Annotated in this window: 9 protein-coding genes; 5 read left to right on the forward strand and 4 right to left on the reverse strand. The window is 41.7% G+C overall.

The features are described from left to right. The first annotated feature begins 140 nt into the window (after window positions 1-140). Entirely contained in the window at window positions 141-4,667 is a 4,527-nt protein-coding gene (locus L7A31_RS16695) for a hypothetical protein (protein WP_237362881.1), read from the forward strand. A gap of 183 nt (window positions 4,668-4,850) precedes the next feature. Further along, the gene (locus tag L7A31_RS16700; RefSeq protein WP_237362882.1) at window positions 4,851-5,291 is read left to right on the forward strand and encodes a CBS domain-containing protein; all 441 of its coding nucleotides are present in this window, start codon (window positions 4,851-4,853) and stop codon (window positions 5,289-5,291) included. Between the two features lie 113 nt (window positions 5,292-5,404). On the opposite strand, the gene aceA is transcribed toward L7A31_RS16700, so the two are convergent. The 3 genes from aceA to L7A31_RS16715 all read right to left on the reverse strand — a co-directional run bounded on the left by aceA (window position 5,405) and on the right by L7A31_RS16715 (window position 9,957). Continuing rightward, window positions 5,405-6,715 carry an isocitrate lyase gene (gene aceA / locus L7A31_RS16705; RefSeq protein ID WP_237362883.1) on the reverse strand — a complete coding sequence of 437 codons (1,311 nt, stop codon included), beginning with the start codon at window positions 6,713-6,715 and terminating at the stop codon, window positions 5,405-5,407. 91 nt (window positions 6,716-6,806) lie between these two features. Further along, complete coding sequence (gene aceB, locus L7A31_RS16710; protein ID WP_237362884.1) at window positions 6,807-8,426, reverse strand: malate synthase A; 1,620 nt, start codon at window positions 8,424-8,426, stop codon at window positions 6,807-6,809. 625 nt (window positions 8,427-9,051) lie between these two features. Then, the gene (locus L7A31_RS16715) at window positions 9,052-9,957 is read right to left on the reverse strand and encodes a hydrogen peroxide-inducible genes activator (protein WP_237362885.1); all 906 of its coding nucleotides are present in this window, start codon (window positions 9,955-9,957) and stop codon (window positions 9,052-9,054) included. A gap of 222 nt (window positions 9,958-10,179) precedes the next feature. Between L7A31_RS16715 and L7A31_RS16720 the strand changes: the two genes are divergently transcribed. The 3 genes from L7A31_RS16720 (at window position 10,180) to L7A31_RS16730 (ending at window position 13,276) form a co-directional block, all read left to right on the forward strand. Further along, window positions 10,180-10,788, forward strand: coding sequence for a peroxiredoxin (locus tag L7A31_RS16720; RefSeq protein ID WP_237362887.1), 609 nt, complete (start codon window positions 10,180-10,182; stop codon window positions 10,786-10,788). A gap of 318 nt (window positions 10,789-11,106) precedes the next feature. Beyond that, a complete protein-coding gene (dapD, locus tag L7A31_RS16725; RefSeq protein WP_237362888.1) occupies window positions 11,107-12,138 on the forward strand; it encodes a 2,3,4,5-tetrahydropyridine-2,6-dicarboxylate N-succinyltransferase in 1,032 nt (343 codons plus the stop codon). A 133-nt stretch (window positions 12,139-12,271) separates the two neighbouring features. After that, window positions 12,272-13,276 (forward strand): adenosine deaminase, encoded by a 1,005-nt coding sequence (locus L7A31_RS16730; RefSeq protein WP_237362890.1) that lies wholly within the window; start codon window positions 12,272-12,274, stop codon window positions 13,274-13,276. A 30-nt stretch (window positions 13,277-13,306) separates the two neighbouring features. On the opposite strand, the gene L7A31_RS16735 is transcribed toward L7A31_RS16730, so the two are convergent. Beyond that, the gene (locus tag L7A31_RS16735) at window positions 13,307-14,491 is read right to left on the reverse strand and encodes an NnrS family protein (protein ID WP_237362891.1); all 1,185 of its coding nucleotides are present in this window, start codon (window positions 14,489-14,491) and stop codon (window positions 13,307-13,309) included. Between the last annotated feature and the right edge of the window lie 191 nt (window positions 14,492-14,682).

Here is a 14,682-nt window from a genome sequence, read left to right on the forward strand (position 1 = left end):
AAAATTTGAACAACCCAGCAATATTTAATAGCTAATGAGCTGATTTTATTAAACATACAAAGTAGTAACAACAATAACAATAACAATAAATACAAAGCTCAAGTTTCAGGAAAAGTTTATATATTTACAAGGATTACAAAATGAGTCTTACCAAAAAAAACACAACCCTACGAGATAAACTAAAAAAAGTTATTAACAAAGCTCTAAAAAACGATGAACTCAAGAAGAAAGAGCTGGCCTGTTTTGATTCTCTAATTTCAAGGCGAAGCTTCTTAAGCAACAGCGGAAAAATAGCAACACTCGGTGCATTGGTGAGTTCAGGGATGATGCCTAGTGCTTGGGGACAACTCATTCCAGAATATGGTAGTAACCCTGCAGATTTTGGAATTACTGAAGCTGATATTAATGATGAGATTACTGCTTATACGCTCAATTATGGTACTGAAATGTATACCCAGGTAGTCTCTGAAAGTGAGTTTAAGGCACCGGGTATTGGAGAGTTGCCTGATCGGGGTCACGCTGCAAACAATATTTGTGCATTAGAAGGCTTTAATTACGGACAATTAAAGCTGCAATCTGATTTAGAAACTAACTCACCGACCGAAGACCAATTTACTGATATAGATAATAACTATGGCAGCCTAGAAATGGCGCGAGCGATACCCGATGGCAACGGGCTCGGAATTGAAATCATAGAGCACAATAGCAATGAACAAGATGATGAAGACAACCAAGGAGGCGGCTTTGTAACAAGCCTGATCCCAAACAGTGCTTTTCGCTATGGCCTTATAGATAACGGCGGCTGTGGTCAATTTTTCACCCTCAAATCTTTAACTCACCCCTTGCACAACCGAGTCACTGAAGATGGAAAAAATATGCTGGGCGTTCAAGCAATGGTTGTCAATGACAGTGCCCCTCGCCATGCTTATGTTTGTGCTCGATGGATGACTGCTGAAGCGAGCTTTGAACGTACCAGAGGCGTTACCACTGGTTGGGATGTAATATCATTTGCTAATATATTTCCAATACTTAATCGCACAGACAATGAGATATGGACAGATTTTGAAGCGGACAGCTATACCGATGTTACTGGTAAAAGTTATATAACATTATGCTGTAACCATCACTTGTTCGTTGTATGTATTGAAGGGTACAAATCCATATCGGCTTATCACCTTTCTGCTTCAAAAATGAGCGGCAATATAACTCTAGAACACGTTCAAGATGATCGTAATGGTGACAAAACATTCTATGTCAGAACAGACAATAGTATATCTAACGCCAATTACCCTAATCAAAGACTAACAATAAAATTTTCTCCAAGTAATAGTACTGGCAGTAATACATCGCTTTCTTTTGGCAATACATCTATTACCGTGAACGAACGCTCAGTGGCTAGTAGCGACACAGATGCAATAATAAAGCCTTATGGACTAGACAATCTATATTATGCACACGATATAGAAAGAATTCATCATAGCTATGAACTGGGCCAGGTCAATGGCATATACACCGACCCTTATAATCCAAATAATACACACGCCATCTCCGCAATTGCGAAGATTTGTATAGTTGACTTCAAAAGTGCTAGCTATGAAGGTTACTCTAACACGCGTTTTGTTGCGATGACCGCCCATGATATAGGAACCGGACAGTTAGTGGCAATCATGCCCTTCCTACCATTAAACCTGTCGAATCTAGGCAATATAATTAAACTCACTGGTGGAAAGAACAAATACGGTGGCTTTACCTTTTATAGTTTAGACAACCTTGGAAATGTACAAATGTATCGCCAAAGGGTGGAAGATCAAAACTCAGATACGCCTTATCAACCAGCTACAGGTTACGGCCGACTCGTTTCACCACACGATGCAGGTAAGGTTTGTCTTGATTTCATGAATGCGCCTAGCTTTGAGTGTGAAAGGTTAAGAACTTTTGATAACGGGGCTGCATCAGAGGAGCAGAGCGGCTTTTACCTAGGCGATGGGTTTATAGATATTCAATGTAACCCTAGGTTTAACCAATGTTCTGAATATGTCGCGTATGAATTCAATGGTGATTCAGACAAGATGGGAGCATTTATGGTTTACAACCAAATGGTTGAAAAAACCTGGATCACAACTCCAATCACCATCGCCATGGGATTAGACGAAGCAGAGCAAAATGATGAAGAGAATTATGTAACAAAAAGCTGCTACCAAGCAGTGATAAAGCCAGCCAATGGCTACGGAAGTGACGTGGTGCTAGGAGAAAACCAATACCTCGAAATAAGAGGCTCTGCACCAACGAAAATCACTGTAAATGAGGGGCGCTGCTATGCAATTGACAGAACACAAGGTGCGTTAGTCCGAGAAGAGGGCTGTGACGTATACAAAATAAAAATACTGGCAGAAGATGTTACGTGCCAACTTATGGCTCGAGTGGTCGATGTCGGCTCACTCAATCGGAGCAATTACGACAATGCAATGTTTACTGACACCAATGGCGATGGCGTTAGTTCAGCTTGGTTTTCCATCATTCTATCACAGGATTCTACAGAAAGGCTCGCCAGTGACGATTACAACAATGAAGATCTGGTTCGACAAGAAATCAACAATCAAAACATACAAATCAGCGACACACTAGAAGATGGCGAGGATCCAAGCCAATATGTATCTGAGACGGCCAAAGCAAGCGCCGCAACCATGACAACTATGGTTGAACCAACAGTCAAATCGACCAACTTCATGTCGTCGGTCAGCTCCCTAACATCGGGCGTCGATCCTTTATATACACTACATGTCAGATCGAGTGACAACTACCAATCGGGAGGAGGAAACACTCGATATTCTAGCTCTTCGACCCAAGTATGTGCCTATGAATTTAAAAATGGTGTATTGAGGAAAACAACAGCATTTACCGTCTCGTCAAACGGCTACCAAAGCTTTTGGAAAAAATCGAAAAAATTTCTCAGTGACGCCATGCACACAGCAAAACGCACTGCGAAAAAGACCATGAAAGACATAAAGGGAAGTATGAGCTTCTCCGTTGATCCATTTACCGGTTTAGTCTCTTTTCGAGCGACTTGGGATCTACTGGATATGTTAGGCAATGCGTTAGACATCGGTGGTCCCGGAGATTGGATAGAATCGGCCTTAGAAACGCTGGAAGATGTTGGCAATTTTCTCTGGAAAAATGTTGGTTTAGTTATCATTTCCCCAGTGCTTTTGATAATAAAGCTGATAGATATGCTTTTGCACTTACAAGATATGATCAAGTGTATCCAGAGTTCTCAAAGTACAACTAAAGCTCTAATGAATAGCATGCCATCACAAGCAAGCTCAGTAAAATCAAAACAAGAAGCATATCAAAACAAAACCCTGACAGCCTACAATGAAAACCCACAAGAACAAGGAAGGGGACACGGAGAAGAGTCCCAACAAGATTCAGATATAAACTTACAAAAGCAACTTAAGAAAATAACAAACAACCCGTTTGTACATGACTTTATTGTTAAGCCATTTCAAGAATTGAGCAAAACTATAGGAAAAGTAGCTGGTGGGGCTGTAAATGTATTAAGCCCTATTGTAATTGATGACATAAATGTAAGTAGCCTAGATGATTTGTACACTCTTTTTGACTCAAATCCACTAGAAACTATCAGCTCTAGCACTGTTTTAAACAACGTGATTAATAACATTGGGAAATATACCTCAGATCCCAGCCAAGCAGTTGATCTCACTTGTGATAATATAGCGGAATTAAAAAAGTTTCCTTCATCACTAAACGCAATCACATCATTTTTAACTCTCAGCGACGGTATCATAGATACTGGCTTAGACGCTACAAAAACTCTTTGGGGTAGTAAATCCATTAAAATACAGATCCCTGTTCTAAGCGCATTCTTGAAGTTGTTTGATATTGATTTGTCATTAAAGCTCTCGCTTTCTGATTTACATGGAATGTTTTTTGGAGCCTTCTATTGGGTGTATAAATACATATCAACAGGTAAGAGTGTTACCAGCCTCCCTCCTCTTCCTTCTCAATCAAATAATTACATGCAGGAACAGCTGCCTAATGGGCAGTATGGTGATTATACCGATGATTTTCTAACAAATGTAAGTTACTACAGTACTGCGATGAACTTCTTATGGCCTGTTTTATGGGGGGCCAAAAAAGTTGTAAGTGAAGAAGTTAAAGCCCAAAATGAGAGCCTATTCGATATGTTCGACATAGTTGCAGACGCTCTAACAATGGCATACGCTCAAATTAAGGTCCTCAAGTGGGCTTACAAGGCTAGCAACGACGATGTGGATTACTACGATACAATGTCTTTATTGTGTTGGGAGTCGCTATACTTAGCAAGTACCTTTAGGAAGGGCCAAAGCAAAGACTATAAACACTTTGTTAAATGCGCAAAGCTATTCCAACGTGTGTGTTCTTTCTGCATGAAGATATACGAATTTGATGAATCGTATAGAGACTATGGACAAAACAAAAGAGATAGACAGATCGCTGCAAACCTTTTCTCTATGTCTTGTGATATAGCAGGAATCGTTCGATACCTTTATGATTTGTATACCAATCAATTTGGACCAAGTGATCCCATAGTACCAAAATGCATTATGGGCTACGGTATTTTTGCTGCCACTGCAAACGCTATAGGCGTCGCTATTAAGCCAAGTTAATTTCCAATTGATTCATTCTAAAGCCTATATCTCTATCGATATAGGCTCTTTTCCATCTCAGTACCAATTAAAAACTCACGTACTTTCTTACGGTTATTCCACCTAAACATAGCGCTACATCCCAACACAAAATATCAAAGTTTTCTATAGTAAAGTCATGCAATCAGGAAGCTGGAGGTCCGCATGATTAAAGTCGAAGATATGATGACTCGTAGCCCACATACTCTATTACGCTCTGACAAACTCATTGATGCGAAAGAAGTAATGGAAAAGCATGAAATTCGCCACGTTCCCATTGTCGATTCAGACAACAAGTTGTATGGCATAGTCACTCAAAGAGATATTCTTGCAGCCCAAGAGTCTAGCTTACACAAAGTCTCTGACGACCAGTCGTATACGCTCAATACGCCACTCAATGATATGATGCACACAAACTTGATGACCGCCGATCCTAAAGCGGGCTTAAAAGAAAGTGCCAAATATATGCAAAAGCATAAGGTCGGTTGCTTGCCAGTAATAGAGAATGGCCAGTTAGTTGGGATTATCACTGATAGTGATTTTGTATCCATAGCCATCAACCTGTTAGAACTGCAAGAAGACACAGAACCAGAAGAGTATTCTTAATACAAATAAGAAAAACCATTCTCGTTTTTTGTATTAATTTCCTCCCTTCCCTTCAACAAAAAAGAGCGGCTTTCGCCGCTCAAACATGGACAATACATTTGGATTAGTTGCTTTTAGAATTGATCTTCTTCGGTTGAGCCTGTTAGAGCTGTCACTGAAGATTGTCCGCCTTGAATTGTGTTAGTCACTTTGTCGAAATAGCCTGTACCCACTTCTTGTTGGTGAGCCACGAAAGTGTAGCCTTTTTCTGCCGCTTCAAACTCCGGACGCTGCACTTTCTCAACATAATGACGCATGCCTTCACCTTTCGCATAATCATGAGCAAGTTCGAACATGTTGTACCACATGTTGTGGATACCAGCTAAAGTAATGAACTGATATTTGTAGCCCATATTCGCGAGCTCTTGTTGGAACTTAGCGATAGTTTCTGAATCTAGGTTTTTCTCCCAGTTAAATGATGGCGAGCAGTTGTACGCTAGAAGTTGATCTGGATATTGCTTATGGATAGCTTCTGCAAATTTACGCGCTTCATCTAAACATGGTTTTGCAGTTTCGCACCAAATCAAATCTGCATATGGCGCATATGCTAGGCCGCGTGAGATAGCTTGGTCGATACCCGCTTTGACTCTAAAAAAGCCTTCAGCTGTGCGCTCACCTTGAATGAAATCTCTATCGTAAGGGTCGCAATCTGACGTCATCAGATCCGCCGCGTTAGCATCAGTACGAGCAATCACCAATGTCGTTGTGCCAGCAACATCAGCAGCTAAACGAGCAGCAACCAGTTTTTGAACCGCTTCTTGGGTTGGAACAAGAACCTTACCGCCCATGTGTCCACACTTTTTAACCGACGCTAATTGGTCTTCAAAGTGAACACCCGCTGCACCTGCTTCAATCATATTCTTCATTAATTCATAAGCATTCAGCACGCCACCAAAGCCTGCTTCAGCATCAGCTACGATAGGGAGGAAATAATCAACGCCACCTTCATCTTCGGGAGTTTTGCCTGATGACCATTGAATTTGGTCTGCACGACGGAATGAGTTGTTGATGCGCTTGACTACAGCAGGGACAGAATCAACAGGATAGAGAGACTGATCAGGATACATCGTAGACGCGGTGTTGTTGTCTGCAGCAACCTGCCAGCCAGATAAATAGATGGCTTCGATACCCGCTTTCGCCTGCTGCACAGCTTGTCCACCGGTTAACGCGCCGAGACAGTTTACATAACCTTTTTTCGCACTACCGTTCACTAGCGACCACAACTTATCAGCGCCTTTCTGTGCAATGGTATTTGCTGGGACCATCGAGCCACGAAGTTCAACCACTTCCTCCGCGCTGTAGGTACGTTTTACGTTTTTCCAACGTGGATTAGTTTCCCAGTCTTTTTCTAGAGCTTCAATTTGTTGACGGCGAGTTAGTCTCATGTTCATTCCCTCATTCTGTTATTGGCTCACGCCCAGCTTTCCCTGTCACTCATGCTTTCCATGAAATAGCGTTGTGTTAATTCATTGTTTTTTAGTCCAAGTAGTTATACCCGGGTACGGTTAAAAAGTTAGTCAGTTCATCGCTAGTGGTAAGATCTGCCATGAGCTTGGACGCTTCATCAAAGCGACCGCTGTTGAACCTCTCCTCTCCTAGCTCCGATTTCACCACTTCAATTTCTTCAGTTAGGTATTGGCTAAAGAGCGCTTTGGTCACAACCTCTCCGTTATCCAAGCACTTACCATGTTTAATCCATTGCCAAATAGATGCGCGAGAGATTTCAGCAGTAGCAGCATCTTCCATCATGCCGTAAATAGGCACGCAGCCATTGCCAGAAATCCAAGCTTCAATATATTGCAGCGCGACACGAATATTGTGGCGCATGCCCTGCTCTGTTCGCTCACCTTCACATGGTTCCAACAGATCATCGGCTGTAATTTCCTCATCGTCAGCGCGAGAGATATCGAGTTGATTGATACGCTCACCTAACACCTCGTCAAATACGCTTCTCGCGGTACCAGCAAGACCTGGATGGGCGACCCAAGTGCCATCATGACCATTGTTCGCTTCAATAGATTTGTCTTTGTTGATCTTGTCTAAAACCTGTTGATTCACTGCCGGATCTTTAGAAGGAATAAAGGCAGCCATACCTCCCATCGCGAACGCGCCACGCCTGTGACATGTTTTGACAAGTAGGCGGGAATAGGCATTTAAAAATGGTTTATCCATCGTTACCACTTGCCTATCAGGTAATACTCGCTCTGGGTAATCTTTTAATGTTTTAATGTAGCTAAATATATAGTCCCAACGGCCACAATTTAATCCAACAATATGTTCTTTAAGCGAGAATAAAATCTCGTCCATCTCAAATACAGCGGGCAATGTTTCAATTAAAACCGTGGCTTTTATTGTTCCTGTATCAAGACCGAAATAGGTTTCAGTATAGTGGAATACATCACTCCACCATTTCGCTTCGTGGTGTGATTGTAGTTTCGGCAGATAAAAATAAGGTCCACTTCCTTTCGCTAATAATGCTTTGTAGTTATTGAAAAAATAAACCGCAAAATCAAACAGCGCACCGGGGATCGCTTTTCCTTCAAAAGTGACATGTTTTTCTTTTAAGTGCAGACCTCGCACTCGACAAATTAGCACCGCAGGATCTGACGATAGTTGATATTGCTTACCATTGCCAGGGTTGGTGTAGCTGATGGTTCCCTTAACAGCATCTCGTAAATTAACCTGTCCATCTAGCACCTTACCCCAAGCAGGAGAGAGAGAGTCTTCAAAATCGGCCATAAACACTTTTACATTCGCATTTAGTGCATTGATAACCATTTTACGGTCTGTCGGGCCTGTAATTTCTACTCGCCTATCTTTTAAATCATCTGGAATACCTAGAACCTTCCAGCTGCCTTCACGAATGTCTTGTGTTTCCTGTAGAAAATTAGGCAACTCCCCCGCATCAATTCGACGCTGGCGTGCTTCTCTAGCCAAAAGTAAATCATCAACTCTGCCAGCAAATTGCTCACATAAGTTAGACAATAAAGCTTGCGCCTCGGCTGGGAAGATAGCAGCCTGGTCAGTCGTTAGCTCCCCTCTCAGGGTTAGTTTCTCTTGAGACAAGGTATTTTTCTCAGAGGTTTGTGCAAGCATAATTCTCTTCCTTTGAAATAATTTCAAAATTACATTTGTAACTATCGAACCACAAATGCCCAAATTATATGACTTAAGAACAAAAGCCCAATTAGGGAGTAAACATTCGGTTAATTTTCATTACCATTTAATACAAGATTCACAAATTCACTGTTAACTCACTAATTAGTATTACTTAAGCTACATCAACATGAGTGGATAGAAAAGGTAGAAAATAATAAAAAATAGAAATTCAAAGTTTTATTCCGATTGGTATTCTTTGCCCAATTTGAAGTGAAATTTAGTAAATATTACGTAATTAAATTACACATAAAAATTTCATATAAACTATAAAAATGGCTTATTCAAACAGAGGTGAACAAAGATCAACCAGCCAAAGCATTGCTATTACATGGCTGACAAGATCAGGTAAATTATGGGAGGCAAGTTCGATGTGTAAAATTAGTGATGTGAAGTTCGAAAAACTTCTGAAAGGTTCAGTAAGTAAAACTTGTAAAATTTTACAAGTCAAAAAATACTAACAAAATAATATTCTGGTTATTGACTTCAAACTAGCATTAATTACTAGGCTAATTTCTATTTCTTAGAGGCGATAAGCAAAAGCACTAATTTAGGCAGCAATTTGCTAAAGTAAGCCAGATACCACATCTGCAAGTCGATTGAATGTATCAACGCGAGAAGAACTGGGACGCCAAACAAGTCCAATATCTCTATAAGCTTGTTTTCCAGGAGGGTCAATCACTGCAAGGTTTTGATTTTCCAGCAGTCCATGATCAATAGCCATTTGTGGAATAAAAGTGGTTCCGAGGCCATTTGCAACCATTTGTACTAAAGTGTGAAGGCTTGTCGCGCTGAAAGGGTTGATTTTCTCTTTTGCGGTTAGCTGGCAAGCCGAGACAGCATGCTCAGTTAAACAGTGCTCTTTTTCTAGTAAAAACACCGATTCATCAGGCAAATCTGCATATTTTATTGGTGTTGGGATGCTTTCAACCTGATCATCACTGATCACCATCCGAAACGGATCATGGCCCACTACACGACTATCCATTTCACCGATATCAACAGGTAAAGCAAGAATAAGCACGTCAAGTTCACCATGTCGTAGTGCTGCTAGTAAATTAGTTGTCGTATCTTCTCTTAGCAAAAGGTTCAACTGGGGAAAGCGTGTATTCACATCTTGGACTAAGTCGCCTAGCAAAAAAGGCGCAATAGTAGGGATGCAGCCAACTCGAAGCTGACCTTGCATGCTATCGCCTTTGCAAATGTAGCCTAACTCTACAAGATCTTGAGCTTTAGCGAGTAACTCTTTGCCTTGCTGAACCACAAGCTCACCAGCTTGGGTAAAAACTAATGGGCTTTTTTTGTCTTTCTTTTCATACAAAGGGCAACCCACAATCTCTTCGAGATTTTGAATGCCTTTACTTAGAGTCGATTGACTGACGAAGCAGCGCTCAGCAGCATCATTAAAGTGGCGAGTTTCGTGCAAAGTGATTAAGTAATGTAGTTGCTTTAAGCTAGGCCATTTAATCATATTTATTAATGAGTTGTTGCAAATTTATTGTGGTTTATGAATACAAAAAAGAGATATAGTTACCCAGCAATTCTTTAATCGCTTTTTTCGATTAACTTAATCTATTTAATTCGCTTTTTTCTATACTACATTCTGTAATATAGTTTGTCTCGAATTAAAACGGACCGAGCAAAAGCAGAGTTGTATTTGCTTGGAACTAACCAAAATTTTTAGGAGCAAAAAATGGTACTAGTAGGTCGTCAAGCCCCTGACTTTACTGCAGCGGCAGTTCTAGGTAATGGTGAAATCGTTGATAACTTCAACTTCGCAGAGTTCACTAAAGGTAAGAAAGCTGTAGTATTTTTCTACCCACTAGACTTCACTTTCGTTTGCCCATCTGAGCTAATCGCTTTTGACAACCGTTACGAAGACTTCAAAGCAAAAGGCGTTGAAGTAATCGGCGTTTCTATCGATTCTCAGTTCTCTCACAACGCATGGCGTAACACTGCTATCGAAGATGGCGGTATCGGTCAAGTTAAGTACCCACTAATTGCTGATGTTAAGCACGAAATCTGCCAAGCATACGATGTTGAGCACCCAGAAGCAGGCGTTGCTTTCCGTGGTTCTTTCCTAATCGACGAAGAAGGTCTTGTTCGCCACCAAGTAGTGAACGATCTACCACTTGGCCGTAACATCGACGAAATGCTGCGCATGGTTGACGCTCTAAACTTCCACACTAAGCACGGTGAAGTTTGCCCTGCACAGTGGGAAGAAGGTAAAGCAGGTATGGACGCATCTCCAAAAGGTGTTGCAGCATTCCTATCTGAGCACGCTGAAGACCTAAGCAAGTAATTAAAACTTTAACAGCGCCCGCTCAACGGTTGCATTAAGGTTGGAAAATAATAAAGCAAAAAATGCTAATGCCAATCTGTTAAAGTAAAGTCTCAAATCAAAAGCCCGAAGCCCTTGCTCCGGGCTTTTTCTTTTCGGCTCAGTAGTTATTTTTTCTGACATTAGAGAAATATCGCTAAAAAGACAAAGCGTATCATTTGACAGACTTTCTATCCGATCACTCTTTAAACGTGATCAATGAGTCTTTATGATGAAAACCAATCGAATATATGTGTAGCACAACGGGTGCTCAATACAATTTCAGTACGAGGATACATTATGGCCTTTTTCTCTCTTGCCTTTGGTACAGCAACTAAGAATCGTGATGGAAAAATCATCGAAGCATTTTTCCCAAATCCAGTACTGCACCCAAGTGACGCTTTAGTTGAACAGCTAACACAAGTTAGTGGCTATGAAGGCGGCAACCAAGTTATCGAAATCTCCCCTGCTCAATGTGGTGATATCGCGTCTGCATTTGAAGCAAATGGTGATAACACGAATGCTTCGTTTGCAAACAAAGCGGCAAGCTCTGTGCAACCTTTAGTATTGGTTCTTTTAGCTGCTGACGAAAAGCCACAAAACGTAGCTGAAGGCTTCCTAAAACTGCAACTGATTTCTAATCGCCTAGTAAAACCTCACGGCACTGTACTAGATGGTATCTTTGGCCTGCTACACAATATCGCTTGGACAAACGAAGGCCCAATCGACTTACCAGAACTGGCTGATCGCCAAATTGAAGCTCGCTTGGCAGGCCGTGCTCTTTCTGTCGATTGTGTCGACAAGTTCCCTAAAATGGTCGATTACGTTGTGCCAAATGGTGTTCGTATTGCTGACACTTCTCGCGTTCGCCTTGGTGCTCACGTGGGTGAAGGCACGACGGTGATGCACGAAGGTTTCATTAACTTCAATGCTGGCACAACTGGTGTAAGTATGGTTGAAGGCCGTATTTCTGCAGGCGTTGTAGTGGGTGATGGCTCTGACATTGGTGGCGGCGCTTCAATCATGGGCACGCTTTCTGGTGGTGGCACAGTAGTTGTCTCTATTGGTGAGAACTCTCTACTAGGTGCGAATGCTGGTCTTGGTTTCCCTCTTGGTGACCGCTGTACGGTTGAATCGGGCCTATATGTTACTGCTGGCTCGAAAGTTCGTATGCTTGATTCAGATGGTAATGAAGTTGAAGTTGTTAAGGCTCGTGATTTAGCCGGCGTATCTGATCTACTGTTCCGTCGCAACTCGGTGACAGGCCAAATTGAATGCCTAGCAAACAAAACAGCGGTTGAGCTAAACAGCGAATTACATAGCAATAACTAATTGTTGTTAATCAGCTAAATCTCTTAGGCCAGAGTCACACCTGGCCTTTTTTAGTGCTGAAATTTTGTTAACACTGAATATTCCTGCCTATTATTAGTTTACCCACTATAAAAATAATAAGTCAGGATCGGCCATGAAAAACTTCATTACACACCTTCCCAAAGTAGAACTTCACCTTCATATCGAAGGCTCACTTGAACCCGAGCTAATGTTTGAATTAGCCAAAAGAAACAAAGTTGATATTCCGTTCGACACTCCCGAAGAAGTCAGGAAAGCGTATGAATTTGACGATTTGCAGTCCTTTTTAGATATCTACTACAAAGGCGCAAATGTCTTAATCCACGAGCAAGACTTTTTTGATTTAACATGGGCCTACATGCTTCGCTGCCAAGAAGACAATGTGGTTCATAGTGAAATATTTTTTGACCCACAAACTCATACTGAGCGTGGTATTGCATTTGATACTGTCATCAATGGCATCTCAAAAGCACTCGATAAAGCAAACAAAGAGCTCAATATAAGTAGTCAGCTCATCATATGCTTTTTGCGCCATTTAGATGAGGCTGCTGCTTTTGAAACCTTGCAGCAAGCGCTTCCATACAAAGACAAAATCATCGCCGTTGGGCTTGATTCATCAGAGCAAGGCCACCCACCTGAAAAATTCGCCCGAGTCTTCGCAAAGGCAATAGAAGAAGGGTTCTTAACCGTTGCCCATGCTGGCGAAGAGGGACCGGCTCAAAATATCTGGGACGCTCTAGATATGCTGAAGACTTCTCGCATAGATCATGGTGTTCGATGCGTTGAAGACCCGCATTTAGTTGAGACACTGGCAGAGCAGCAAATACCACTTACAGTGTGCCCGCTTTCCAATATTAAGCTCAAGGTATTTAAAGATATGCAGCAGCACAATATTGTTTCACTGCTGCGCTCGGGGGTATGTGTCACGGTAAACTCAGACGACCCAGCCTACTTCGGCGGTTACATGAATGACAACTTCTATGCACTTGCAGATACGCATGAGCTCACCAAGCAAGAAATTGCTCAGTTTAGTATCAATGCCATTAACGCAAGCTTTATCGCTCCAGTCGCGAAAGAAGATCTGATTTCTGCAGTGCGATCTTACACAGCCAGTCACTAACCTGAAGATGGGAGCTTTTCGCTCCCTTTCTTACCCCGGATGTCCATCCACTCTTGGGCGGAGAAGCATGTGAGCAAAATTAAACACAAATAAACCAAATGCGAGTATCCAAAGCCCTGCACTAATATCAATCAACAACATCATATGCGTAGGAAACACAGGCACCAATAAGCCTCGAATAACAGCAGCAATCACAACCGATGCAAAAGCAATTCCCATCCTAGGACCTTTATAGATTTCTCTTCCAGTATGTCCCATGGTTACTCTCGCTATCATCGCCAAAATAACGCCACCTATTGCCCCAATAGCAAATAAGTGAAGCGCATTGTGCTGAGCAAAAGCATTTTGCCAAAGCGCGCGGATGATTAAGCTGGCAGGTAAGCAGAAGTAACTCAAATGTAGAGACCAAACCAACGGCTCTTTTAGTGAGATAAAGGGCTTCCAACGCGCAATTCTCACTATCTGCGCAATACCAGCAGCTAGCATCAAAATAGAGCCAATTTGATTCATTAGTTCAGGGAAAAAGCTCACGACAAATAGAGCGGCTAACGAACCATTTGCGATCAGCTCCAACACAAAAATGGGTTGCGACTTCTCAACTTGAAATCTCTTCTCGGTAAAAAATGGAATCACACGCCCACCCATAACCGAAATAAGCAATGCAAACCACCACAGCATTGCTTGCCAAACAGCACTGGAGGAAAAAGGTAATACTCCTTCCAATGCGCCATAGCTCGCCAAATTCGCTAACAATGCGACCAACAGCAAGGGAACAAAAAACAAATTGCGCCATTTCTTTGTTTGAACCACACGCTTTCCTAATTCAAACGCAACAAATACGTAGAGAAGAGATTCGATGCTGGCAATCAATGCAATTGGTGCCTGAGTCCAAAACAATAGTCGAGGCAAAAACCAAAATGTGACCAGCACAAGCAACCTCCAATGTTTTGTGCCGGGAACTCCTGTCCAATTTTGAACTGCAGTAAGCAAGAAGCCGATAACAATAGCCATCGCGAAGCCAAAAAGCATTTCATGCACATGCCACCAAAGTGCAGGAACTTGTAGCGATGAGAACTGCCCGTTTTGGAACATGTAAACCCACAACGCAATCGCAATAATGGCGTATAAACTGCCCATGAGAAAAAATGGCCGAAAGGCTAATCTGAGATAAGAAGGAATCGCCTCTTCCTGTTTTTTGTCGGTAATATTAAGCACAGCTTCACCTAACTCTCTTTTCGTTTAAAACCACATAGTAGGGCAAGTTTTATTCCAGATTTAACTTTAAATAAAATCAAGTACCTAGAAGGAAAGCACTTCTATCAAAATGTAAAATTAACAACGCTACTGTTGTTAATTTTACATCAAGAAGCATTGGGTAGATGTGTCAGTCTTGGCTTAAATTTGGC

Source organism: Vibrio marisflavi CECT 7928, from assembly GCF_921294215.1.
In the GTDB taxonomy this organism is placed as follows: domain Bacteria; phylum Pseudomonadota; class Gammaproteobacteria; order Enterobacterales; family Vibrionaceae; genus Vibrio; species Vibrio marisflavi.